The organism is Xanthomonas sp. AC360 (assembly GCF_979258225.1).
Map to the genome: position 1 here is coordinate 2,534,460 of NZ_OZ409846.1, position 21,719 is coordinate 2,556,178.

Sequence of the window (21,719 nt, forward strand, 5' to 3'; positions counted from 1 at the left end):
GAGACGAATCAAGGTCTCAGTGTATCGGTCGTTGCCCGCGTTGCGGCACATTGGCCGGAAACGCACTGGCAGGCGTCGATCGGGCGGAAGCCGCAGACACCCACCATCCCGCTAGCCTGGCATTGCGCCGCAACGGCCTTGGGGTTGGTGGGGCTGTTGACGTTGACGCAGGCCGGCAACTTGCCGCAACAGCTGCCCACGTCCTTGACCATGCAGTCGGCATCGGTGCGGCAGGTGGTATTCACCTGGGCGAGCTTGATCGGCGACACCACCGGACGGGTTGCAGCTTCGGTGGGCGGGGCAGTCACACAGCCCATCAGAACCAGGGATGCGATCAGGAACAGACTGCTCAGACACCAGGACAAGGCACGGGACATGTGGCTGCTCCGATCACGGTAAGTGAGTTTCATGGTAAGCCCTGGCCGCCGCGAATGTGGTCCGTATGACACCTGACGCATCGCAGAGTGCCCGGCCGGGTGACGCACTGCGCCATTTGCCGGTCACGACGCGCGCGCGAGCGAGCCGGCCGTAGAAGCGCGCGCCGATGTGCAGTGGTGGAACGCGCGTTGGTCATCGCAGTGGCGGGCGCCGTCACAGGCAATCGCCATTCGCTGGTGGGGACTGCCGGTTTTTGCGACCTCATCATCGGCGCCGGCGCAGCGCAGAGCTGCAACGGTTGGCAAGCGCTAACTGCTGCATGCTTTCATCGCGGTCGGCGTTGGGCAGCTCGGCGTCGGGCGGGTTGGGGACGAACATGCACAGCACGTCGGCCGGAGTGACCGCTTGTACGGTTTGCTGCGGCTGCGAGCAGCCCGCCAAGCCGATCGAAAGTGAAAAGACCGCTCCGTAGAGCGCTCGCTTGCCTTGTCGTGGGAGGCACATGGTGGCGTTCCATTGAAGACAGCGTGCAATCTAGGCCGATGCGCGCGCAGGCCGGTTGCGTCAATTCGCTTCCGCATGCAGCGCTGCGCACCACAGCACGCCGACCAGCAGGCAGGCGATCGCTGCCAGCTCCAGTGACGTGGGCAGGCGCATTTCCCAGGCAAACCCGTAGAGCAGCGCAAACACGGTTTCGAACACGATCATCTGCCCGACCAGGGTCAGTGGCAGCACGCGGCTGGCGCGGTTCCATAAGGCATTGCCGATCACCGATGCCAGGATGCCCAGCAGCAGCGAAACACCCCAAAAACTTGCCCAATCGATCGTTGCATGCGCTGCGCTGCCAATCATCGCCGCCGGCGCCAGCAACGCGGCCAGTGCGCCGGTGACAACACCGGTCAGCAGCGACCAGTCGCCACCGGAGAGGTCGGGACGGCGACGCAACCAGCGCGCATTGGCGATCGAATACGCCGACCACGAGACCAGTGCACCGACCGCGCACAGCAAGCCGGCAATGCGGGTGAGACGGTCGCTCGCCTGTTGCCCGGAGTCGTCCTGCACGGTGTCCAGCGCGACCAGCGCCACGCCGATGACGCACAGCGCGCACGGCGCGGCAAGCCGCCGCAGTTGCACCGCGCCGGCAGCGCGCGTGCCGATGATGGTGACCACCACCGGCAGCAACCCGATGATCAGCGCCGTGGCCGCGCTACCGGCCCACTGCACGGCGCTGCCCAGCAAGACGTAATAAATCAGATTGCCCATCAGGCTCAGACGAACCAGCGCCCACCACTCGGCGCGGCCCAACCGGGCGGCGGTTTGTCGTGCACGCGGTGCCAGCACCAGCGCGGCGACCGCGCCATACGACAGGTAGCGCGCCACCGCCAATTGCAGCGGGGTAAACGCCGACAACAACTGCGGTGCCAGAAACACCAGTCCCCACAACGCGCCCGCACCGATGCCGCAGGCGACGCCCATCATCATGCGCTCACGCATCGTGCGTCTCCTTCATGCCATCCACTGCAGCGTGCAGTGCAGCGCGGCGTTGATCAAGCTCGCCGATCACGCATGCTTGCCGCCCTGAGATGGCTGTGTCGCGATGAAGCCGTCAAAGCGGTGCGCCCGTAAACAGCGTGCCCTATGCGATCTGGCATTCCCTCAGCGATCGTTCGATTGCCGGCGTCGCGCCGGACGATTGGCCGCCGCGTGCACGGGTGGGCATTGCGACTACGACACCGCAGCGATCAGCAGCCGGATGGCCGCACGCTGGTTGTTCGAACAACGTGGGTGAACGCTTGCATGCGCACATCAAGAGCAGCTAGCAACACTCCTGTGCAGACGCCAGGCGAGTGAGGCCGGTGGCCGGTGCGGCATAGACCACTCGTACATACCGCCTCTGAGTGCGCCGTCCGCACCCACTTCACGATTGCTCGCTACGTTTTATTGGCCGCTCCAACCACTCAGCGACGCCTGCGTTGCCGCAAGCATCGCCGTAGTGGTTGCCGCACTTACTTGGCCCAGGTATCGCGCAAGGTCACGCTGCGGTTGAACACCGGCGTGGCCGCGCTGTGATCGCGGCGGTCGGCAACAAAGTAACCGGTGCGTTCGAACTGGAACGCCTGCTCCGGTGCCGCCTGCGTCGCCGACGGTTCCACATAGCCGCGCACGCTGCGCTTGGACTCGGGGTTGAGATAGTCGCGGTAGGTCTTGCCTTCGGATTCGTCGTCGGGTTTCTCCACCGAAAACAGACGGTCGTACAGGCGGATTTCCGCTTCCACCGCATGCACCGCGCTGACCCAATGGATGGTGCCCTTGACCTTGCGGTTCGCACCTTCCATGCCGGGGCGCGATTCCGGATCCAGCCAGCCGCGCAGCTCGATGATCTGCCCGGCGTCGTTCTTGATCACCTCATCCACGCGCGCGATGCCGGCGCCACGCAGACGGATTTCGCCGCCCGGCACCAACCGCTTCCAGCCCTTGGGCGGGACTTCGGCAAAATCTTCGCGATCGATCCACAGCTCGCGTGCGAACGGCACCTCACGTGTGCCGAAGCTCTCGTCCTTGGGATGATTGGAAAACTGCAGTGTCTCGGTATGGCCGTCGGGCAGGTTGGTCAGCACCAGCTTGAGCGGGTCGATCACCGCCATGCGGCGCGCTGCGGTGGTATCCAGATCTTCGCGCAGGCAGCCTTCCAGTACCGAGAAATCGATCAGCGAGTTCTGCTTGCTGATGCCCACACGGTCCACAAACAGGCGCATCGCCGCCGGCGTATAGCCGCGACGACGCAGGCCCTGCAGCGTGTACATGCGTGGGTCGTCCCAGCCATCCACCAACTGTTCTTCCACCAGCGCGGTGAGCTTGCGCTTGCTCATCACCGTGTAGTTGATGTTGAGGCGCGAAAACTCGATCTGACGCGGCTTGGCGGCTTCGCGCGGCAGGCCCTTGTCCAGCAGCGGCTGCAGCAGCGCCGGATGCCCGGCCAGGTCCACCTTGTCCACGCACCAGTCGTACAGCGGGCGGTGGTCTTCGAATTCCAGCGTGCACAGCGAGTGGGTGATGCCTTCCACCGCATCGCCCAGCGAATGCGCAAAGTCGTACATCGGATAGATCGGCCAGGCGTTGCCGGTGTTCTGATGCTCCACATGCTTGATGCGGTACAGCGCCGGGTCGCGCAGATTGATATTGCCGCTGGCCATGTCGATCTTGGCGCGCAGCGTGCGTGCGCCATCGGGGAATTCGCCGGCGCGCATGCGGCCGAACAGGTCCAGGTTTTCTTCGACGCTGCGCTCGCGGTACGGCGAATTGCGGCCCGGCTCGGTCAAGGTGCCGCGGTATTCGCGCACCTGCTCTGCACTCAGATCGCAAACGAACGCATGGCCGTCGCGGATCAGCTTCTGCGCAGCCAGGTAATACACATCGAAGTAGTCCGACGCGTGGCGCAGCTGCGCCCATTCGTAGCCCAGCCAGCGCACGTCGTCCTGGATGGCGGCCGCAAACTCGGGGTCTTCCTTGGCCGGATTGGTGTCGTCCAGGCGCAGATTGCATAGCCCGCCGAACTCGGCTGCCAGGCCGAAGTCCAGGCAGATCGCCTTGGCGTGGCCGATGTGCAGGTAGCCATTGGGCTCGGGCGGGAAGCGGGTGCGGATGACCGTGTGCTTGCCGCTGGCCAGGTCCTCGCGAACGATCTGGCGGATGAAGTCTTTCTTCTCCGCCGGGGCGGTGGCGTCGGTGGCTGGAATCTCGGACATGCGGGGCATCGGCAATAAGTAAACCGCAAGTTTAGGCGGTGGCACCGGTTAGGGGTAGGCGGTGGGGCAGTGCGGCGCCTTTTGCGATGTTTTTACCGCCGTCGGCACCGTCAGTGGGCTCCGCGCGCCCGGCCAGCAGCGACATCCAATGGTCAAGGGCCAGTCTCAAGGCGTTATCGAAGGAAGCGGCGGCAGGCGGTGGTGCCATCGCAAGCGTGCGTGAAGGGCGCTGGCAGCGCCCGATCGGCCACGGCTGGCGGTGGCCGGCCCCGACGCGTACGCTGCGCCGACCCTCTGCAGCGAGCTGCGCATGCCCTTGCCCCGTCTGGTGATCGGCGACAAAACCCTGTCTTCCTGGTCGTTGCGGCCGTGGCTGCTATTGCGGCATTTCCAGGTGCCGTTCGAGGAAGTCTGCCTGCCGCTGGACACGCCGCAGTTCCAGACGCGCATCGCCGGTTATTCGCCCACTCGCAGGGTGCCGGTGCTGTGGGACGACACCCTGCATGTCTGGGACTCGCTGGCGATTTGCGAATACATCAACGAGCGCTGGCTCGACGGCCGCGGCTGGCCGGCGGATCTGGCGGTGCGGGCCCAGGCGCGCGCGGCTGCGGCCGAAATGCATTCGGGCTTTGCCGCGTTGCGCACGCAGCTGCCGATGGATCTGGCCCGTCCGCCCGGCCCGGCGCAGTGGGATGCAGCGGCCGAGCGCGACATCACCCGCATCCAGGCCCTGTGGGCCAGCCTGCGCGCCGAGCACGGCCATGCCGGCAACTTCCTGTGCGGCGAATTCGGCATCGTCGATGCGATGTACGCCCCGGTGGCGCTGCGTTTTGCCAGCTATGGCGTACCGCTGTTCGAGGCCGCTGGCGATTACCTGGCCGCCCTGGATGCGCTGCCGGCGCTACGCGAATGGCGCAACGGCGCAGAACGCGAACGCGCGGAGCGCGGCTGATGCAGATCGCCTATCGCGCCAGTCACATCATCGATGCGCATCTGGCCAAGCACGCGCTGGAAGATGCCGGCATCACCGCCTTCGTGTTCGGCGAATCGCTGCTGGGCGGCGCCGGCGAATTGCCGGCCTTCGGCGTGCTGCAGGTGTGCGTGGCCGACCTGCAGCTGAGTCAGGCGCAGGCGGTGCTGGCCGACATCGGCCTGTGCGGCGAAGTCACCCGCGCGCTATAGCGTTGAAGCAGCGCAGCGCCACCCGTAGGAGCGCACCTGGGCGCGACGTGGCGTTTATCGACAAAACTTCATCGCGCCCAGGTGCGCTCCTGCTCGGGCGTTATCGGCAAAGCCCGGTCGCGCCCAGGTGCGCTCCTACGACGCGCACCCATCATTCCGACTGACGCCATCCTGGCGGCGCGGCCTCTGGCGCGGCCAGCGCGCGCAGGCGTTTGAACAGCACCGTGGTTTCGGCCACGTTCCAGACCCGTAGCGCGACTTCGAAGGTGTCCAGCGGCTTGGTCAAGAAGTCCTTGGCGCCCAGGCCCAGGGCGCGGTGGCGCGCGCTGCGGCTGGGGTCGGCGGTGAGCACGATCACCGGCAAGAAATGCCCCGGATCGGACAGCCGCGCCAGCTGTTCCAGCAGCGCGTAGCCGTCTAGCTCGGGCATCTTCAGATCCAGCAGGATCAGGTCCGGCGCGAACGCCGACACCAGCCCCATGACCCGCAGTGGATCGGTGGTGGCGATGACCTGCTGGAAGCCTTCGCGCTGCAGCAGGTCTTCGAGCAGCCGCACATTGGCCGGCTCGTCGTCGACGATGAGGATGCGGGAGCCCAGGATTTCGTCGCGTGTCATGCCAGCAGCCTGTCGATCACGGTGAAGAATTCCGCCACGTCGAGCGGTTTGGTCAGATACGCACGCACGCCCTGATTGCCGACGCGCGCCAGGGTGGCGGTGGTGGCATCGGCGCTGATCACCACCACCGGCACCTGCGCCGTGGCCGGCTGCGCTTGCAACTCGCGCAACAGCTCCTCGCCGTTGCCGTCGCTCAGGTGCAGATCCAGCAGGATCAGATCCGGCACGCCCTGCTGCAACAACTCGCGCGCCTGCGCCAGGCTGGCGGCTTCGAGCAAGTGCCATTGCGGGCGACGCTCGGTGAGGGTGCGGATCAGCGCCTGGTTGGACGGGTTGTCCTCGATGCTCAGCAGCCGGCACACCGCGCTGCCGCTGGTGCTGGGCGGCAGCAGGATGCGTGCTGGCTCGTTGGGCTGCGGCTCGCCTTGCGGTAGCGAGATCCAGAAGCGTGCGCCATCGCGGCTGCTGTCCACGCCAATCTGCCCACCCATCGCCTCGATCAGGCGCTTGCTCAGTGCCAGGCCCAGACCAGTCCCTTCCACGGCCGATCGCTCGGCGCCCAGTCGCTCGAACGGCGTAAACAAGCGCTCGATCTGCGCAGGCGTCAGCCCCGTGCCCTGATCGGCCACGGTGATGCGCAGTTGTTCGCCATCTGCCTGTGCGGTGACCTGCACCTGGCCGCCGGGGCGATTGAACTTGACCGCGTTCGACAGCAGATTGAGCAGCACCTGACGCAGCCGCTGCGCGTCTGCGCGGACCGTCCACGGCCCCTCGATGGCGGCCGGTTGCAATGCAATGCCGTACTTGTCGGCATCCGGCGCGATCAGGCCCAGCGCTTCGTGCACGGCAGCGCGCACCGAAATGGGTTCCGGGCTGAGATCCAGTTGATCGGCTTCGATCCGCGCGATGTCCAGCAACTCGGTGATCAGCCCCAGTAAGTGCCGGCCGGCGCCAAGAATGTGCTGCAGATGGCGGCGGTGGCCCGGTTCGGGCAGGTCCATTTCCAGCACCTGCGCATAGCCCAGAATTGCGTTGAGCGGCGTACGCAGTTCATGGCTGCTGCGCGAGAGAAATTCGGTTTTCGCGCGGTTGGCGGTTTCTGCATCGCGCCGTGCCAGTTGCGCTTCGGCCGCGCGTGCGGCCAACAGTTCGCTGGCCTGCGCCAGCCGCTGGCCGACCTGGCCCAACTCATCGCCGGCGCGCGGTTGCGGTGCCAGCGGCAGGCCTTCGCCCAGTCGGTCGGCGTTGGCCGCCAGCGTGCGCAGCCGCCCGGACAAGGCCGAGGCGAACCACGCCACCGCAAACACTGCGCCCAGGCCGCCGAGCATGGCCGCGCTCAGGGTGATGATCAGATTGCGCTGGCGCAGCCCTTGCGCCTTGGCGGTGCGCACTTGCAACTGCGCGGTTTCGTAATTGCGTAACTCGCGCAGTTCCGCACGCAGGATGTCGAGCTTGTACTTGCCGTCCCAGAGCTGACGGATCTCTTCTTCGCGGCTCAGGTCCGGTGCCAGCAAACGACGCCAACCCTGCATTTTTTCCGCAAATAGCGGCTTGATGCGCGCAAATCGCTGCGCCTGCACCGGGTCAGTGATGCGTTGCGAGAGTCGTTCGGCCACGCGTTGCAACCGCGGTTCGGCATCGCGGTACGGGGTGAGGAATTCATCGCGGCGCACCAGGCGATAGCCGCGCACACCGGCTGCGGTTTCGGCCAATAGCGCATGTGCTTCGTACAGGTCGCTCAACACTTCCAGTGTCTGGCGCACATCGTTTTCGGCGGCGATGTTCTGCCGCTCCACGCTGTAGATCGCCATCAGCGCCACGGCCAGCAACAGCAGCGGCAGGGTCACTACCGCCAGACTTTTACGGGTGATTGGCCAATCGTTCCAACGCACTGCCAATGCATTCATAGCGCGAGTCCGGCATGGACCGCGTACACCGCGGCCTGGGTGCGATCTTTTACCTCAAGTTTCTGCAGGATTCGCTCCACATGCACTTTTACCGTGCCGGGAGAAATCCCCAGTTCAGCTGCCAGCGTGGCATTGGTGAGTCCGCGCGGCAGCAGCGACAAGACCTGTTTCTCGCGTTTGCTCAGCGCACTGAGGCGGTCGTCCTGCTGGGGTTTGCGCCGACGCGTGGCGATCGGCTTGGCCGGTTCGGCCACCATTGCCGGCAGCAACAGTGCGAAGGCCTGCAGCGCCTGCACGTCATCGTTGCCGGGCGCAGTGCGGCTGTCGGTCCAGGCCACGCACAGCATGCCGTGGGTGGCGCCCAGGGCATGGATCGGTACTTTGGCTTCGCGCATGTCGCTTGGGCGCGGCGGCATCAGCCAGGCGGCTTCGTGACCGTCGCCGGCCGCACTGGCGCCGGGCGGCAGTGCCCGCCCGCGGCTGGCAAGCACCTGCGCGCGCGGCCCGCGCTGCGCCAGCACGGCGCCGTGCTCCAGGCCCAGCAACAGCAGCACGCGGCTCAGTACTGCATCGCAGGCTTGCTCCGGAGTGTGGGCCTGACGCAGGGCCACGGCCGCCTCCAAGAGCGCCTGCCAACGTGCGCTGTCTGAGGCCTCGCGCCGCAAGGTCAGGCGCCAATCGCCAGCATTGGTAGGGGCTTCCATAGGTTCGTTCTAGGCCGATCAGCATATTTGAGTATATGCCAATCGGCAGAATTGTTGGGGGTGTTTGATTTCGATACTGAGCTTGCCCGATGAGGCACCCACAACAACCTAACGGAGATTTTCCATGCGCCGCACCCTGTTCTCTTTGGTTCTGGCTCTGGCTGCCACCCCGGCGCTGGCCGGCGGTGTGATGCACTACGCAGACAAGGCCGCACTGCCGGCTGGCGGCGAAGAGCGCGAAGTCGCTGCGCTGTTCGACACCTGGAATGCCGCGCTGGCGACAGGCAACCCGCACAAGGTGGCCGATCTGTACGCGCCGGACGGCGTGCTGCTGCCGACGGTCTCCAACGAAGTGCGCGCCTCGCGCGAGCAGATCGAAAACTACTTCGAACTGTTCCTGACCAAAAAGCCCAAGGGCGTGATCAATTACCGCACCGTGCGTGTGCTCGATGACGACAGCGCGGTGGATGCCGGCGTCTACACCTTCACGCTGACCGACAAGAGCGGCAAGAAGAGCGACGTGCAGGCGCGCTACACCTTCGTCTACGAGAAGCGCGACGGCAAGTGGTTGATCATCAACCACCACAGCTCGGCGATGCCGGAAGTCGATACGCGTGCGGCGGTCGCCAAGGCCAAGTAAGCGCTGCATCGGCGGCGAGCGCCGGTCGGGCAGGCTTGAAAGCTGCTGCGGCCGGCGCCATCCAGCAGGCAATCCTCACGATTGCGGAGTTGCACCATGCTGGGAATCGGCGCCTTTAAACAACGTATGCCACGTCCGGGCGATGCACTGCCAGGACGCGAGCAAGCGCTGCCGCTACACAACACGCACCTGATCAACGGTCACCCGTTGCGCGGGGAATTTACCGGCCTGGCCCAGGTGCAATTCGGGCTTGGTTGCTTCTGGGGCGCGGAACGCAAGTTCTGGAGCGCACCGGGGGTGTACACCACCGCAGTGGGCTATGCGGGCGGCGAGACACCCAATGCGACCTACGCGGAAGTGTGCTCCGGACAGACCGGCCATACCGAAGCGGTGTTGGTGGTGTACGACGAAGCGTCGGTGTCGTTCGCGCAGTTGCTGCGCACGTTCTGGGAAAGCCATGACCCCACCCAGGGCATGCAGCAAGGCAACGATGTCGGCACGCAATACCGTTCGGCCATCTATTGCACGACGCAAGCGCAATACGACGCGGCACTTGCCAGCCGCGACGCCTATCAGCAGCAGCTGGATGCCGCAGGGTATGGCGCAATCACCACAGAGATCCGTTTCCCGGCGCCCACGTTCTACTACGCCGAAGACGATCACCAGCAGTATCTCGCCAAGCACCCCAATGGCTATTGCGGGCTTGGCGGCACGGGAGTGAGCTGCCCGATCGGGCTGGATGCCTGACGGAAAGGCAGGCCGGATTGAAGCGCTGTCAACCACGTGATCGTGGCAGCGCGCCGATGGCCAATAGTGACCGGCAGCGTTATCACGATCAGGCAGCGCATGGGAGTGCATGCCAGGCAACTTGAATGGCTACGTCGGAGACGACGTAGCCATCTTTTTTTGTGCGGCGTGCGCAAGACGCGCTGCCGTCGCCGTGTGTGGCTGCTAGACGAACTGGCCCAGCGGATCATTGCAGCCAATCGGTGCAATGATCGGTGCGGTGAACCACGGCATTCAGTGAGTGCAATGCGCTGGGCGTGCTTGTATCCGTTGGTTCAGACGAATTCGCCGGCAAACATGCCGCGCAGCTGCGCAAGCGTATCGGTGCGTTCGGGATGCAGCAGACGCATGCAGGCTAGCGCAAAGCCGACCGGGCTGGTGCCGGGTGCGGTGATGACGCCGTCAGCGGTGACGACTTTCTCATGGCGATACTGCGCGGCCCCGGCATAGGGCACCACATGTTCCTGCAAAAACGCCAGCGCGTTGCTGGTATGCGCGCGGTCGTCGAGCAGGCCGGCATAGGCCAAAGCGATGGTGGCGCCGCAGATCGCCGCGACCGGGCGCTGGTGTTGCACGCGCTCCACCAAGAGACCGCTTAAGCCGGGGATTTCGCCTGCCTGCCAGCGCTCGCTGCCGGGCAGGATCCACAGGTCCGCGTCCAGCGGCGCCAGATCAGAGAGCGCGAATTCCGGAGCGATCCGCAGCCCGCCGATGGACTGCACCGGCTGACCATCGATGCTGGCAATGGCTACCTGATCGCCAAACCACTCGCGCGCCGCTGGCAGCACCACACCGATTTCCCAATCGGCCACACCATCGACCATCACCACTGCAATGTTTGCCATTGTCCGCTACACCAGTTGAGGTCTCTGGATTCTAGGCAGTGCACGCGCGGCGATTGTAAGCAAGGTGTGCAGACGCGCAGGGGGCGGGCGGTATCGCGGCCTGGTCCATCGGCTGCTCGAACGGAGCTTGCTTGACAGATGCGCGGGGCGGCGGAGGATGGCAACGCTGTGCGAGGCACGCAGTGTCGATCAGATCCGTCGCGTTACCTGCTTTACCTCAATAGACAGCGTGGGCCAGCGCCAGAGAGGTGCACGACGCAGCGACATCGACTTGCGGGTGTTGTATCGGATACGCGGGCGGTTGTGTCCGACCGGGATTCCACGCCCCGGTGCGACTGCCGCTGCAACCCCGGAAACGACAACGCCCGCAGCATCGGCTGCGGGCGTTGGTGATCGCACTTGTAGGTTGAGACGATCAGCCGGCCAGCTTGTCGGCGATGGTCTTGCGCAGGGCCTGAAGATCCTTGGCGAAGGTGTCGATGCCGCCGGCCAGCTTTTCGGTGGTCATGGGGTCGGCCGCCAGGTCGGTGGCGAAACTGTCGCTATCGATCGGCGTGATCTGCACGGTTTCGGCTTTGGCCGGGGAGAGCTTGCGCGGCAACTCGCCGTGTTCGGCGTCGAGCTTTTCCAGCAGATCCGGCGAGATGGTCAGGCGGTCGCAGCCGGCCAGCGCTTCAATCTGCGCGGTGGAACGGAACGAGGCGCCCATCACCACGGTCGACGAGCCGCGTCGCTTGAACTCGTTGTAGACGGTGCGCACGAACACCACGCCCGGGTCTTCATCGATGTTGGCCGGGGTCTGCCCCTGGGCGACGTAGTAATCCAGGATGCGGCCCACGAACGGGGAGATCAGGAACACGCCGGCTTCCGCGCAGGCCAGCGCCTGCGAGTGGTTGAAGATCAGCGTGAGGTTGCAGTCGATGCCTTCGCGTTGCAGCTGACGGGCGGCTTCGATGCCTTCCCAGGTCGCTGCGATCTTGATCAGGATCTTGTCCTTGGACACGCCACGCTCGGCGTACATCGCAATGAACTTGCGCGCCTTGGCGATGGTGGCCTCGGTGTCGTGAGCCAGGTCGGCGTCCACTTCGGTAGACACGCGCCCCGGCACCAGTTCGGCCAGCTTGACGCCCACGCCGATGGTCAGACGGTCGGCAACCTCGTGGATGGTGGCGGTGCGATCGTCGCCGCCGTGCTCACGGCCCCAGGCCAGTTCGCGCTCGATCAGATCGGCATAGACCGGCAGGTCCAGCGCCTTCTTGACCAGGGTGGGATTGGTGGTGCAGTCGACCGGCTTCAGTCGCTTGATGGCGTCGTAATCGCCGGTGTCGGCAACAACGACAGACAGGTCGCGCAGTTGGGCAAGCTTGGAGGGGGATGCAGTCATGCGGGTTCTCTCGAATCGTGGAACGGGTCGGGGATGACGCAGCGCGCTACGTTAGCGCGCCGCGCGCTGGAAGTCGCCCGCGGCTGCGGGTTGATCGTGCACGGCGGTCACGCGCAGGCGCAGGTCGCGCCCGTCAGGCGTGCGCCAGTCGATGCTCTGGCCGACCGACAGGCCAAGCAGCGCACTGCCCACCGGCGCGAGCACCGAGATGCGGCTGTGCTGGACATCGGCTTCATGCGGGTACACAAGGGTGAGCGTATGCCGTTCGCCGTGCAGCTGGTCTTCGCATTCGATGCGCGAGTGCATGGTGACGACATCGCCGGGAATCTGGTCGGGCGGCAGCACACGTGCGCGGCCCAGTTCGTCGCTCAGCGCAGTGGCGGCGGGATGCTTGTTGAAGGCGGGGGAATCGAGCAAGGCCTCAAGCCGGGCGAGGTCGTGGCTGGAAACAAGGATGGATGGCGGCAAGCCGCTGTGGTGTTGGGAAGTCATGGCACTCTCCTGACGAATACGGCTCGCCAACATGGCAAGCGGCACCGACAAGATGAGGGCGCCGTTGGCCGATCCCAACACATGCTGCCTGGAGGAAACGTGCGGCGACTTGGGTCAGGCCGACGCGGTTCTTTTTTCAGGTCACTTTCGTTAACGAGGCGATCAAGCGAGCGCTGCAAGAAAGTTGTAAGGGCGCAGATGGCAGGATCAAATGCCTGCCCAGGTAAGCCAGACGGAGTGGCTACACCGATGAATCTGCAGCCGAAGAAAAACACCAGCTGGAAAAAACAAAAGGCGCCGCTTGCGCGCCGCCGATGTTTGTTGTCTACGACTGTCGCGCAAAGCGACCACAGCCATGAAACGCTTTTGCGATTCCCGATTCCCGATTCCCGATTCCCTAAGCCGCCACCGCCTTGGGGCCTGTCGCAGGCTGATCCAGCGTAAACAGACTCTCCGGCAATTCCTTGAACAACTGCGACAGCTGCTCCAGGAAGGCGGTCATGGCCGAGCTGCGACGCCACGCCATGGCAATGCGACGGCTGGGTTGCTTGTCTTCGCGGAAGCGAATCAGGCGGATGTTTTCCGAGCGGGCGACCGGCGGTTTGACTGCCAGGAGCGGTAGCAGGGTGACGCCGACATTGGCAGCGACCATCTGACGCAGGGTTTCCAGGCTGGTGGCCTGGAATTCCGACTTTTCCAGCGCGCCGGCCAGATGGCAGACATCCAGCGCCTGTTCGCGCAGGCAGTGGCCGTCTTCCAGCAACAACAGGCGTTGTTCGGACAGATCGTCCAGCGTCATGCTGTCGTGGCGCGACAGCGGATGGCCTTCCGGCACTGCCAGCACAAAGGGTTCTTCGAACAAGAATTCCGCATGCAGCTGGTCGTCCTGCAACGGCAGCGCCAGCAGCGCCGCATCCAGGCGGCCTTCGCGCAACTGGTGCATCAGTCGGTCGCTTTTTTCTTCGATCAACAGCAGCTCCAGCCGCGGAAACCGCTCGCGGATGCGCGGCACCACATGCGGCAACAAATAGGGCGCCAGCGTGGGGAAGATACCCAGCCGCACGGTGCCCGCTTCCGGATCCTGGCTGCGCCGCGCGGCTTCCTTCATCTGTTCCACTTCGGCAACGATGCCGCGTGCGCGCATCGCCGCTTCGCGGCCGGCCGGCGTCAGCATCACCTTGCGCGGTGCGCGCTCTACCAGCGGCACACCCAGCTCGTCCTCGAGTTTCTTGATCTGGGTGGACAGCGTCGGTTGACTGACGAAACACGCCGTCGCGGCGCGGCCGAAATGCTTGTGGTCGGCCAGGGCTACCAGATACTTCAAGTCACGCAGATTCATGTGCAGCAGCCCTCAAGGCGGTGACGGTTAACGACTGACGCGTGATGCAGCTTAGCGCCCGGCGTGGCCGGGCGATGGCTGTCGTTGCGCTTATGCGGCCTGCGCAACGTTTTCGGCGCTGACCGGTGCGCTGGAGCGGATCAGGTGATCGAATGCGCTCAGTGCGGCCTTGGAGCCTTCGCCCATCGCGATCACGATCTGCTTGTACGGCACCGTGGTGGCATCGCCTGCCGCAAACACGCCCGGCACGCTGGTCTGGCCACGGTCGTCGACGATGATCTCGCCGCGCGGCGACAGCTCGACCGTGCCACGCAGGAACTCGGTATTGGGCAGCAGGCCGATCTGCACGAACACGCCTTCCAGATCGATGTGCTGGCTGTCGCCGCCGGTGCGGTCCTTGTAGACCAGGCCGGTGACCTTTTGCCCGTCGCCCAGCACTTCGGTGGTCTGTGCGCTGGTGATGATGCGCACGTTGTGCAGGCTGCGTAGCTTGCGCTGCAGTACCTCATCGGCACGCAGCTTGTCGTCGAACTCCACCAGGGTGACATGCGCCACGATGCCGGCCAGGTCGATCGCCGCTTCCACACCCGAGTTGCCGCCACCGATCACCGCAACGCGCTTGCCCTTGAACAACGGACCATCGCAGTGCGGGCAATAGGCCACGCCCTTGTTCTTGTATTGATCTTCGCCCGGCACGTTCATCTGCCTCCAGCGCGCACCGGTGGACAGGATCACGGTCTTGCTCTTGAGTGAAGCGCCATTGGCCAGCTTGATCTCGACCAGGCCATCGGCACCGGCCGGGATCAGCTGCTCGGCGCGCTGCAGATTCATGATGTCCACATCGTACTGACGCACGTGCTGTTCGAGCGCGGCCGCCATCTTCGGGCCTTCGGTTTCCGGCACGGAGATGAAGTTTTCGATCGACATGGTGTCCAGCACCTGCCCACCGAAACGCTCGGCGGCCACACCGGTGCGGATACCCTTGCGCGCGGCATACACCGCTGCTGCCGCGCCGGCCGGGCCACCGCCGATCACCAACACGTCGAAGGCGTCCTTGGCAGCGATCTTGGCGGCATCGCGCTTTGCGGCATTGGTGTCGAGCTTGGCGACGATCTGCTCCAGCGTCATGCGGCCCTGGTCGAACAGCTCGCCGTTCAAGTAGACGGTGGGCACCGACATGATCTGGCGGGTTTCGACCTCGTCCTGGAACCATGCGCCATCGATGGCGACATGCTTGATGCGCGGGTTGAGCACGGCCGCCAGATTCAGTGCCTGCACCACGTCCGGGCAGTTCTGGCACGACAGCGAGAAATAGGTTTCAAACTGGTAGTCGCCATCCAGATGCTGCACCTGCTCGATCAGCTCGGCGGCAGCCTTGGACGGGTGACCGCCCACCTGCAGCAGCGCCAGCACCAGCGAGGTGAACTCGTGGCCCATCGGCAGGCCGGCAAAGCGCAGCGAGATGTCCTGGCCCGGCGTGTTCAGCGCGAACGAGGGCTTGCGCTGGTTGTCATCGCGGTGGACGTCCAGGCTGATCTTGTCCGACAGCAGCACCAGGTCTTCGAGCAGGTCGAGCATTTCGCGCGAGCCGTCGCTGTCGTCGATCGATGCGTGGATCTGGATCGGGCGCGTGACCCGTTCCAGGTAGGCAGTCAGCTGGGTCTTGAGATTGGCATCCAACATGGAAAACTCCTGGGAATGGGCAAGGGGAGGGCGTGGCGTCGCTGCCGAAAGGCAGGTCGCCGGGGAAGGAAGGAGGTGAACCGCAGCCGGCGCGAGGTCGGGATGCGTGCTGGCGATGGCTGGCGGGCAGCCCGGCACCGGCTCCGGTTCACCCCCGGCCCGATGAACCGGGCCAGGGATGCGCGGCGGCTTAGATCTTGCCGACCAGGTCCAGCGACGGAGCCAGGGTCTTGGCGCCTTCCTTCCACTTGGCCGGGCAGACCTGGCCAGGATTGTTGGCCACGAACTGCGCTGCGGTCAGCTTGCGCAGCGTCTCGGTGACGTCGCGGGCGATCGAGTTGTCGTGGATTTCCAGGGTCTTGATCACGCCTTCCGGGTTGATGATGAAGGTGCCGCGCAGAGCCAGGCCTTCTTCTTCAATGTGCACGCCGAAGGCGCGGGTCAGCTTGTGGGCCGGGTCGCCGATCAGCGGGAACTGCGCCTTGCCAACGGCCGGCGAGGTCTCGTGCCACACCTTGTGCGAGAAGTGCGTGTCGGTGGTGACGATGTACACCTCGGCGCCAGCCTTCTGGAACGCGGCATAGTTGTCGGCGGCGTCTTCCACTTCGGTCGGGCAATTGAAGGTGAATGCGGCGGGCATGAAGATCAGCACCGACCACTTGCCCTTCAGGCTGGCCTCGGTGACTTCGATGAAGTTGCCGTTGTGGTACGCATTCGCCTTGAACGGCTGGACCTGGGTGTTGATGAGAGACATTGAGTTTCCTCGTGCGATGAAAGGGGGGCAGGGGATGGAACAGCCGTCATGGTAGGCAGGATCGATAGATTTCTCAAATCGATTAATGGAATTGCATAGATAGGTTTTGGCTATCGATATTGCAGACGGCATCTGGCGCTGCGGGTGGGCCGTTCCATCTCCGATAATGGTCGGCCGATGTTTCGCATGAGTGAATGATCCGTATGAGCGACGATCCTGCAGGCATCCCCGCCGAACAGCTGCTGCGGCAGGCTGCGCTGCGGATCGAGCGTGCCGATGCCGAGCCGCTGCTGCTGCATGCACTCGGCCGCGACCGCGCCTGGCTGTTCGCGCACGGCCGCGACCCGGTGCCGCCGACCATCGCGCAGGCCTTCGACGCCTTGGTGCAGCGGCGGCAGGCTGGCGAGCCGGTGGCCTACCTGACCGGTTCGCGCGGGTTCTGGACCCTGGACCTGTCCGTCTCCACGGCCACGCTGATTCCGCGTGCCGACACCGAAGCGTTGGTCGAGCTGGCGCTGGAGCGTCTGGACCAGGCGCCCGGCCGGCGCGTGGCCGATCTGGGTACCGGTAGCGGCGCGATCGCGCTGGCGATCGCCAGCGAGCGGCCGCAGGCGCAGGTGATCGCCACCGACGCCAGCGCGGCCGCGCTCGCCATCGCCCAGCGCAACGCCGACAGCCACCGCCTATCGAACGTGGAATGCCGGCAGGGCAGCTGGTTCGTACCACTGGCCGGCGAGCGCTTCGATCTGATCGCCAGCAACCCGCCGTATATCGCAGCCGGCGACCCACATCTTGCGCAGGGCGATCTGCGTTACGAGCCGGCCAGTGCACTGGCCTCCGGCAGCGACGGGCTGGATGACATTCGTTCGATCGTGGCCGATGCGCCCGCACATCTGCGCGCAGGCGGCTGGCTGCTGCTCGAGCATGGCTGGGATCAGGGCCCGGCCGTGGCCGAGTTGCTGCGCACGCGCGGGTTTGCGCAGGTGGCCACGCATCAGGATCTGGAACAGCGCGATCGGGTGACGTTGGGCTGCTGGGAGGAGGGCACGACGCGGTAGTGCTGGCTGGTGCAACGTCGCCGACGGTGCAGTCATTGCGCGCCGGCATGCGCAGTCACACCTCGCCACGGGAAGACGCAGCCGTTGGCTCCATCGTCGATCGCTACAATGCGGGTTTTCGCCCAGGACCGACGCATGCGCACGCTCTATCCCGAGATCACGCCCTACGAGCAGGGCAGCCTGAAGGTCGACGACCGCCACACGCTGTATTTCGAACAGTGCGGCAATCCGCAGGGCAAACCGGTGGTGATGCTGCACGGCGGCCCGGGCGGCGGCTGCAACGACAAGATGCGGCGCTTCCACGACCCGGCCAAGTACCGCATCGTGCTGTTCGATCAGCGCGGCTCCGGGCGGTCCACCCCGCATGCCGATCTCACCGACAACACCACCTGGGATCTGGTCGCCGACATCGAGCGCTTGCGCACGCAGTTGGGCATCGACCGCTGGCAGGTGTTCGGCGGCAGCTGGGGCTCGACGCTGGCTTTGGCGTATGCGCAAACCCACCCGCAGCAGGTCACCGAACTGGTGCTGCGCGGCATCTTTTTGCTGCGTCGTTTCGAGCTGGACTGGTTCTATCAGGAAGGCGCCAGCCGGCTGTTCCCGGATGCATGGGAGCACTACATCAACGCCATCCCGGCCGACGAACGCGGCGATCTGGTCGCTGCCTTCCATCGCCGCCTGACCAGCGACGACGAGGCCACGCGCCTGGCCGCCGCCAAGGCCTGGAGCGTGTGGGAAGGCGCCACCAGCTTTCTGCATGTGGACGAAGACTTCGTCACCGGGCATGAGGACGCGCACTTTGCGTTGGCCTTCGCACGTATCGAAAACCACTACTTCGTCAACAAGGGCTTCTTCGAGGTGGAAGGCCAGTTGTTGCGCGATGCGCACCGCATTGCCGACATCCCCGGGGTGATCGTGCATGGCCGCTACGATGTGGTGTGCCCACTGCAAAGCGCCTGGGATCTGCACAAGGCGTGGCCGAAGGCGCAGCTGCAGATCAGCCCGGCGTCGGGGCATTCGGCCTTCGAGCCGGAAAATGTCGATGCACTGGTGCGCGCGACCGACGGGTTTGCCTGAGCGAGCCGGTCGGGCGCAGGCGAGTGATGTGCCAGCTCACGCTGGTGCATGACCCGTAGGAGCGTGCCTGCGCGCGATGAGGCGTTATCGATAACGCTTCCTCGCGCGCAGGCACGCTCCTACGGGGGGTGTCGTTTCAGCGTGGCAACAGCGCCCGGGCCAGCGGCGGCAGGATGCGCGCCAATCGATCTGCCCATGCCTGTTGCCCGGCGGTGTCGCCGATCAGGTCCTGGCGGATTTCCAGCTCCACATGCAGCAGCCCGCGGCCTTCGCCATGGACCGGGATGGCGTAGTCGGTTGCATCGCTTACCGCGTACGGTTGATTGTCGCCAACCACCAGATCCGGTTCCGCGCGCAAGGCATCCAGCAAGCGATGCGCCAGTCGCGTATCGCGGTGGTACAGCACGCCCGCATGCCAGGGCCGCGCGTTGCCGGCCATCACCGGGGTGAAGCTGTGCATCGACACCAGCAGCGTCGGTTGGGCGCGCTGCGCGCGTGCATCCAGTTCGGCCGCAATGCGTGCGTGGTAGGGCGCGAAGATCGCATCGATACGTTGCTGGCGATCGGCGGCGGTCAACGCCAGATTGCCGGGAATGGATGTGCCGTCGCTGATCTCCGGCATCCGACTGGCCGCGTCATCGGGCCGGTTGCAGTCGATCACCAGGCGCGAATAAGTCTGGGTGATAGCGATCGCATCCAGCGCCTCGGCCAGCAGACGGGTGACCTGTGCGATGCCGATATCCCAGCCGATATGGCGGTCCAGCTCCTGCTGCGGCAGGCCCAGATTGGCCAGCCGTGCAGGCACGCGCTGACCTGCGTGATCGGCGATCAACAGCCACGGCGATGCCGCCTGCGCGTTGTGCACGGTGAACGCTGGCGGATCCTCGGGGCCAAGCAAGTGACCGGCAGCGGCATCAACCACGCGGCGTGCCATCCAGTGCGTGATCGACCAGATACAGCCCGGCCCACAACTTGGGATCCATCTGATAGCCCTCGGCCATCTTCTGCACCAGCCACGCGCCGACCTGCGCGCGCGGGATTTCGTGCACGGTGATGTCTTCGCTGGCATCGCCGCCGCCTGCGCCGACCTTGCGCAGCCCGGTGGCGCGCACGAACGCGATCTTCTCGCTGCTGGCGCCGGCCGAGGTGGGGCCGATCATCAGCACTTCGGCGTGTTCGGCGGTCCAGCCGGTTTCTTCTTCCAGTTCGCGGATCGCTGACAGCTCGATCGATTCATCGGCATGCACATCGCCGACCAGCCCGGCCGGCATTTCGATGGTGCGCGCTTGTAACGGCACGCGGAACTGTTCGACGAACAACATCGCATCGTCCGGCGTCACCGCCACGATGATCGCGGCCAGGCCGCCGGCGTGCACACGCTCGGAATATTCCCAGGTGCCACGCACGACCATGCGCTGGTACTTGCCTTCGTAAACCACGGTGGGCGGGGTGTCGTGTCGGTTCATGGGTAGGTGCCTTGAGACAGGGAAGCGGGAGGGGACGGCAGTGCGGCGCCGTCGCACACGGCCAGCAAGCGTCGGCGCGTGAGCGGCCCGAAACGCAGGCTGTCGCATAAGCCGATCAGCATGTCCGCATCGGCCTGCGTGCGCGTGAAGCCGGCATCGGTCAAGCCGAGCGGTGCGTCCAATGCAATGGTAGTGAGCTGGCGCCATAACAACGCATGGTCGCGCTGTTCGCGCAGCCGCACGGCCATTTGCGCAGCGCCGCGCAAGCGCAGAAACGGGATCTCGTCGATGCGTTCCAGCAAGGCATCCAGGCTGCCGAAATGCGCCAGCAGCACGGCTGCCGATTTGGCGCCGATGCCGGTGATGCCGGGAATGTTGTCGATCGCATCGCCGCACAGCGCCAGATAGTCGGCAATCTGATGCGCATGCACACCATGGCGCGCCTTTACCCCGTCCATGCCCCAGCGCAAGTTGCGCGCGTAATCCCACTGTTCGTCGTGTTCGAACAGCAATTGCGACAGATCCTTGTCGGCCGACACGATCACCCCGCGCAAGCCTTGCGCGCGCACGCTGTGCAAGGCGCTGCCGATCAGATCGTCGGCCTCGTACTCGCGGTGCGCCAGCACGCTCAGGCCCAGTGCCGCGCACAGTGCCTTGCAATGCGCAAACTGGCGCCGCAATGCATCCGGCGCCGGCTCGCGGTTGCCTTTGTAGGCTGGGTAGATGGCATGCCGAAAGCAGCTGTCCAACGCTTCGTCGAAGGCAATGGTGATGTACTGCGGGCGCTCGCGTTCCAGCAGGTCCAGCAGAAAACGCGCAAAGCCGTGCACCGCATTGGTCGGCCAGCCTTGCGCGTCCTGAAACTCGTCCGGGATCGAATGCCAGGCGCGAAACACGTACAAACTGGCATCGATCAGATACAGCGGCTCCGGGCGCGGACCGCCCGGCAGCGCCGCGGCAATGGCACCCGGCAGCGTGCTCATGGGGTCCAGTCGCGCAACAAGGCGCGCGGGTCCGGACGCTCGCGCTCCGGCACCTGCATGCGCGGCGTGCCGATATGGATGAAGCCGGCGATGCGCTCGTTTTCGCCCAAGCCCAGATAGCCGCTGACGGCCGGGTCGTAGGCCATCCAGGCGGTCAGCCACTGCGCGCCGAAGCCATGCGCCTGCGCGGCCTGCAGCAATGCAAAACACACGCAGCCGGCGGTGAGCAGCTGTTCCTGCTCGGGCACCTTGTGCTCGGGGCGCAGCGAGGCGATGACTACGATCGCCAACGGTGCGTCGCTGAAGCGGTTGCGGTCTTTTTCGACTACGGCTGGCGGCGCCAGCGGATCGGCGGCCTGGGTGCGTTCGGCCAGAAAGTCGCCCAGGGCATGCCGCGCGTCGCCGCTGATGCGCAGGAAACGGAACGGCACCAGCTTGCCGTGGTCGGGCACGCGCACGGCCGATGTCAGCATGCGCAGCAAGGTGTCTTCATCCGGGCCGGGCTCGCCCAATTGTTTGGAGGGGACCGAACGACGCGCGTCCAGCGCCTGTAGCGAATACGGTGCATGCATAATTTGCGTTTCTGGGCGACGAATAAGTCAATTATAGACGGGCCCTTCCCAACGCCCGCCGCATGATGGCCGGCCGGGTGACGCCTGCTGCAACGGCATCGCCCCTT

General features: G+C 65.2%; 23 protein-coding genes and 1 other RNA gene. 7 read left to right on the top strand and 17 right to left on the bottom strand.

What is annotated here, in order from left to right:
* Nucleotides 1-8 precede the first annotated feature (8 nt).
* The 3 genes from ACZZ0O_RS10830 to ACZZ0O_RS10840 form a co-directional block, all read right to left on the bottom strand.
* On the bottom strand, nucleotides 9-377 hold the full coding sequence (locus ACZZ0O_RS10830) for a hypothetical protein (RefSeq protein WP_463590770.1): 369 nt from the start codon (nucleotides 375-377) through the stop codon (nucleotides 9-11).
* 265 nt (nucleotides 378-642) lie between these two features.
* Nucleotides 643-882, bottom strand: a complete 240-nt coding sequence (locus tag ACZZ0O_RS10835) for a hypothetical protein (RefSeq protein WP_055851202.1) — start codon at nucleotides 880-882, stop codon at nucleotides 643-645.
* Between the two features lie 60 nt (nucleotides 883-942).
* Complete coding sequence (locus ACZZ0O_RS10840; RefSeq protein WP_463590771.1) at nucleotides 943-1,872, bottom strand: DMT family transporter; 930 nt, start codon at nucleotides 1,870-1,872, stop codon at nucleotides 943-945.
* Nucleotides 1,873-2,248: 376 nt separating this feature from the next.
* Here ACZZ0O_RS10840 and ACZZ0O_RS10845 point away from each other — a divergent pair.
* A non-coding RNA gene (locus ACZZ0O_RS10845) (sX9 sRNA) lies at nucleotides 2,249-2,325 on the top strand.
* A 59-nt stretch (nucleotides 2,326-2,384) separates the two neighbouring features.
* Here ACZZ0O_RS10845 and ACZZ0O_RS10850 read toward each other — a convergent pair.
* Nucleotides 2,385-4,124 (bottom strand): glutamine--tRNA ligase/YqeY domain fusion protein, encoded by a 1,740-nt coding sequence (locus ACZZ0O_RS10850; RefSeq protein ID WP_463590772.1) that lies wholly within the window; start codon nucleotides 4,122-4,124, stop codon nucleotides 2,385-2,387.
* 310 nt (nucleotides 4,125-4,434) lie between these two features.
* On the opposite strand from ACZZ0O_RS10850, the gene ACZZ0O_RS10855 reads away from it, so the two are divergent.
* Both ACZZ0O_RS10855 and ACZZ0O_RS10860 read left to right on the top strand, forming a co-directional pair.
* Nucleotides 4,435-5,076 carry a glutathione S-transferase family protein gene (locus tag ACZZ0O_RS10855; protein WP_463590773.1) on the top strand — a complete coding sequence of 214 codons (642 nt, stop codon included), beginning with the start codon at nucleotides 4,435-4,437 and terminating at the stop codon, nucleotides 5,074-5,076.
* Nucleotides 5,076-5,306: a putative signal transducing protein gene (locus ACZZ0O_RS10860; protein ID WP_055851211.1), complete on the top strand. Its 231-nt coding sequence runs from the start codon at nucleotides 5,076-5,078 to the stop codon at nucleotides 5,304-5,306. Before ACZZ0O_RS10855 ends, ACZZ0O_RS10860 begins: the two co-directional genes overlap by 1 nt.
* Nucleotides 5,307-5,457: 151 nt before the next feature.
* Here the strand turns inward: ACZZ0O_RS10860 and ACZZ0O_RS10865 are convergent, their stop codons facing one another.
* From ACZZ0O_RS10865 to ACZZ0O_RS10875, 3 genes are read right to left on the bottom strand one after another with little or no spacing between them, the layout of a single operon-like run.
* Nucleotides 5,458-5,922, bottom strand: coding sequence for a response regulator (locus ACZZ0O_RS10865; protein WP_055851215.1), 465 nt, complete (start codon nucleotides 5,920-5,922; stop codon nucleotides 5,458-5,460).
* Nucleotides 5,919-7,829, bottom strand: a complete 1,911-nt coding sequence (locus ACZZ0O_RS10870; RefSeq protein WP_055851218.1) for an ATP-binding protein — start codon at nucleotides 7,827-7,829, stop codon at nucleotides 5,919-5,921. The genes ACZZ0O_RS10865 and ACZZ0O_RS10870 overlap by 4 nt, the downstream gene beginning before the upstream one ends.
* Nucleotides 7,826-8,533, bottom strand: coding sequence for a helix-turn-helix transcriptional regulator (locus ACZZ0O_RS10875; RefSeq protein ID WP_463590774.1), 708 nt, complete (start codon nucleotides 8,531-8,533; stop codon nucleotides 7,826-7,828). The genes ACZZ0O_RS10870 and ACZZ0O_RS10875 overlap by 4 nt, the downstream gene beginning before the upstream one ends.
* Before the next feature lie 124 nt (nucleotides 8,534-8,657).
* Here ACZZ0O_RS10875 and ACZZ0O_RS10880 point away from each other — a divergent pair, with 124 nt between their 5' ends.
* Together ACZZ0O_RS10880 and msrA are read left to right on the top strand one after the other, a co-directional pair.
* Entirely contained in the window at nucleotides 8,658-9,173 is a 516-nt protein-coding gene (locus tag ACZZ0O_RS10880) for an SgcJ/EcaC family oxidoreductase (protein ID WP_323521732.1), read from the top strand.
* A gap of 96 nt (nucleotides 9,174-9,269) precedes the next feature.
* Nucleotides 9,270-9,920 (top strand): peptide-methionine (S)-S-oxide reductase MsrA, encoded by a 651-nt coding sequence (gene msrA, locus ACZZ0O_RS10885; protein ID WP_463590775.1) that lies wholly within the window; start codon nucleotides 9,270-9,272, stop codon nucleotides 9,918-9,920.
* A 314-nt stretch (nucleotides 9,921-10,234) separates the two neighbouring features.
* Here msrA and ACZZ0O_RS10890 read toward each other — a convergent pair whose 3' ends face one another.
* The 6 genes from ACZZ0O_RS10890 to ahpC all read right to left on the bottom strand — a co-directional run bounded on the left by ACZZ0O_RS10890 (nucleotide 10,235) and on the right by ahpC (nucleotide 16,456).
* A complete protein-coding gene (locus tag ACZZ0O_RS10890; RefSeq protein ID WP_055851227.1) occupies nucleotides 10,235-10,804 on the bottom strand; it encodes a type 1 glutamine amidotransferase family protein in 570 nt (189 codons plus the stop codon).
* A 415-nt stretch (nucleotides 10,805-11,219) separates the two neighbouring features.
* The gene (tal, locus tag ACZZ0O_RS10895) at nucleotides 11,220-12,188 is read right to left on the bottom strand and encodes a transaldolase (RefSeq protein ID WP_463590776.1); all 969 of its coding nucleotides are present in this window, start codon (nucleotides 12,186-12,188) and stop codon (nucleotides 11,220-11,222) included.
* A gap of 51 nt (nucleotides 12,189-12,239) precedes the next feature.
* A complete protein-coding gene (rnk, locus tag ACZZ0O_RS10900; RefSeq protein WP_055851460.1) occupies nucleotides 12,240-12,680 on the bottom strand; it encodes a nucleoside diphosphate kinase regulator in 441 nt (146 codons plus the stop codon).
* 397 nt (nucleotides 12,681-13,077) lie between these two features.
* Complete coding sequence (locus ACZZ0O_RS10905) at nucleotides 13,078-14,019, bottom strand: LysR substrate-binding domain-containing protein (protein ID WP_055851233.1); 942 nt, start codon at nucleotides 14,017-14,019, stop codon at nucleotides 13,078-13,080.
* Between the two features lie 90 nt (nucleotides 14,020-14,109).
* Nucleotides 14,110-15,702 (bottom strand): alkyl hydroperoxide reductase subunit F, encoded by a 1,593-nt coding sequence (ahpF, locus tag ACZZ0O_RS10910; protein WP_463590777.1) that lies wholly within the window; start codon nucleotides 15,700-15,702, stop codon nucleotides 14,110-14,112.
* Between the two features lie 190 nt (nucleotides 15,703-15,892).
* The gene (ahpC, locus tag ACZZ0O_RS10915; RefSeq protein ID WP_011036070.1) at nucleotides 15,893-16,456 is read right to left on the bottom strand and encodes an alkyl hydroperoxide reductase subunit C; all 564 of its coding nucleotides are present in this window, start codon (nucleotides 16,454-16,456) and stop codon (nucleotides 15,893-15,895) included.
* A gap of 203 nt (nucleotides 16,457-16,659) precedes the next feature.
* On the opposite strand from ahpC, the gene prmC reads away from it, so the two are divergent.
* Nucleotides 16,660-17,514: a peptide chain release factor N(5)-glutamine methyltransferase gene (gene prmC / locus ACZZ0O_RS10920; RefSeq protein WP_463590778.1), complete on the top strand. Its 855-nt coding sequence runs from the start codon at nucleotides 16,660-16,662 to the stop codon at nucleotides 17,512-17,514.
* A 135-nt stretch (nucleotides 17,515-17,649) separates the two neighbouring features.
* Nucleotides 17,650-18,591 carry a prolyl aminopeptidase gene (gene pip / locus ACZZ0O_RS10925; protein WP_115512442.1) on the top strand — a complete coding sequence of 314 codons (942 nt, stop codon included), beginning with the start codon at nucleotides 17,650-17,652 and terminating at the stop codon, nucleotides 18,589-18,591.
* Between the two features lie 136 nt (nucleotides 18,592-18,727).
* Here the strand turns inward: pip and ACZZ0O_RS10930 are convergent, their stop codons facing one another.
* From ACZZ0O_RS10930 to ACZZ0O_RS10945, 4 genes are read right to left on the bottom strand one after another with little or no spacing between them, the layout of a single operon-like run.
* Nucleotides 18,728-19,525 carry an N-formylglutamate amidohydrolase gene (locus tag ACZZ0O_RS10930; RefSeq protein WP_463590779.1) on the bottom strand — a complete coding sequence of 266 codons (798 nt, stop codon included), beginning with the start codon at nucleotides 19,523-19,525 and terminating at the stop codon, nucleotides 18,728-18,730.
* The gene (locus tag ACZZ0O_RS10935; RefSeq protein ID WP_005988855.1) at nucleotides 19,506-20,057 is read right to left on the bottom strand and encodes an NUDIX hydrolase; all 552 of its coding nucleotides are present in this window, start codon (nucleotides 20,055-20,057) and stop codon (nucleotides 19,506-19,508) included. The genes ACZZ0O_RS10930 and ACZZ0O_RS10935 overlap by 20 nt, the downstream gene beginning before the upstream one ends.
* Entirely contained in the window at nucleotides 20,054-21,040 is a 987-nt protein-coding gene (locus tag ACZZ0O_RS10940; protein ID WP_463590780.1) for a 5'-3' exonuclease, read from the bottom strand. Before ACZZ0O_RS10940 ends, ACZZ0O_RS10935 begins: the two co-directional genes overlap by 4 nt.
* On the bottom strand, nucleotides 21,037-21,612 hold the full coding sequence (locus ACZZ0O_RS10945; protein WP_115553101.1) for a nitroreductase family protein: 576 nt from the start codon (nucleotides 21,610-21,612) through the stop codon (nucleotides 21,037-21,039). Before ACZZ0O_RS10945 ends, ACZZ0O_RS10940 begins: the two co-directional genes overlap by 4 nt.
* Between the last annotated feature and the right edge of the window lie 107 nt (nucleotides 21,613-21,719).

Excerpts from the sequence above, each read along its gene's own strand:
- ACZZ0O_RS10865 (WP_055851215.1), bottom strand. The coding sequence starts at position 5,922 with ATGACACGCGACGAAATCCTGGGCTCCCGCATCCTCATCGTCGACGAC.
- ACZZ0O_RS10850 (WP_463590772.1), bottom strand. The coding sequence starts at position 4,124 with ATGTCCGAGATTCCAGCCACCGACGCCACCGCCCCGGCGGAGAAGAAA.
- prmC (WP_463590778.1), top strand. The coding sequence starts at position 16,660 with ATGAGCGACGATCCTGCAGGCATCCCCGCCGAACAGCTGCTGCGGCAG.
- ACZZ0O_RS10940 (WP_463590780.1), bottom strand. The coding sequence starts at position 21,040 with ATGAGCACGCTGCCGGGTGCCATTGCCGCGGCGCTGCCGGGCGGTCCG.
- ACZZ0O_RS10880 (WP_323521732.1), top strand. The coding sequence starts at position 8,658 with ATGCGCCGCACCCTGTTCTCTTTGGTTCTGGCTCTGGCTGCCACCCCG.
- ACZZ0O_RS10930 (WP_463590779.1), bottom strand. The coding sequence starts at position 19,525 with ATGGCACGCCGCGTGGTTGATGCCGCTGCCGGTCACTTGCTTGGCCCC.
- ACZZ0O_RS10830 (WP_463590770.1), bottom strand. The coding sequence starts at position 377 with ATGTCCCGTGCCTTGTCCTGGTGTCTGAGCAGTCTGTTCCTGATCGCA.
- ACZZ0O_RS10905 (WP_055851233.1), bottom strand. The coding sequence starts at position 14,019 with ATGAATCTGCGTGACTTGAAGTATCTGGTAGCCCTGGCCGACCACAAG.
- ACZZ0O_RS10835 (WP_055851202.1), bottom strand. The coding sequence starts at position 882 with ATGTGCCTCCCACGACAAGGCAAGCGAGCGCTCTACGGAGCGGTCTTT.
- pip (WP_115512442.1), top strand. The coding sequence starts at position 17,650 with ATGCGCACGCTCTATCCCGAGATCACGCCCTACGAGCAGGGCAGCCTG.
- ACZZ0O_RS10890 (WP_055851227.1), bottom strand. The coding sequence starts at position 10,804 with ATGGCAAACATTGCAGTGGTGATGGTCGATGGTGTGGCCGATTGGGAA.
- ACZZ0O_RS10875 (WP_463590774.1), bottom strand. The coding sequence starts at position 8,533 with ATGGAAGCCCCTACCAATGCTGGCGATTGGCGCCTGACCTTGCGGCGC.
- tal (WP_463590776.1), bottom strand. The coding sequence starts at position 12,188 with ATGACTGCATCCCCCTCCAAGCTTGCCCAACTGCGCGACCTGTCTGTC.
- ahpF (WP_463590777.1), bottom strand. The coding sequence starts at position 15,702 with ATGTTGGATGCCAATCTCAAGACCCAGCTGACTGCCTACCTGGAACGG.
- rnk (WP_055851460.1), bottom strand. The coding sequence starts at position 12,680 with ATGACTTCCCAACACCACAGCGGCTTGCCGCCATCCATCCTTGTTTCC.
- ACZZ0O_RS10935 (WP_005988855.1), bottom strand. The coding sequence starts at position 20,057 with ATGAACCGACACGACACCCCGCCCACCGTGGTTTACGAAGGCAAGTAC.
- ACZZ0O_RS10860 (WP_055851211.1), top strand. The coding sequence starts at position 5,076 with ATGCAGATCGCCTATCGCGCCAGTCACATCATCGATGCGCATCTGGCC.
- ACZZ0O_RS10945 (WP_115553101.1), bottom strand. The coding sequence starts at position 21,612 with ATGCATGCACCGTATTCGCTACAGGCGCTGGACGCGCGTCGTTCGGTC.
- ACZZ0O_RS10855 (WP_463590773.1), top strand. The coding sequence starts at position 4,435 with ATGCCCTTGCCCCGTCTGGTGATCGGCGACAAAACCCTGTCTTCCTGG.
- ACZZ0O_RS10840 (WP_463590771.1), bottom strand. The coding sequence starts at position 1,872 with ATGCGTGAGCGCATGATGATGGGCGTCGCCTGCGGCATCGGTGCGGGC.
- ahpC (WP_011036070.1), bottom strand. The coding sequence starts at position 16,456 with ATGTCTCTCATCAACACCCAGGTCCAGCCGTTCAAGGCGAATGCGTAC.
- msrA (WP_463590775.1), top strand. The coding sequence starts at position 9,270 with ATGCTGGGAATCGGCGCCTTTAAACAACGTATGCCACGTCCGGGCGAT.
- ACZZ0O_RS10870 (WP_055851218.1), bottom strand. The coding sequence starts at position 7,829 with ATGAATGCATTGGCAGTGCGTTGGAACGATTGGCCAATCACCCGTAAA.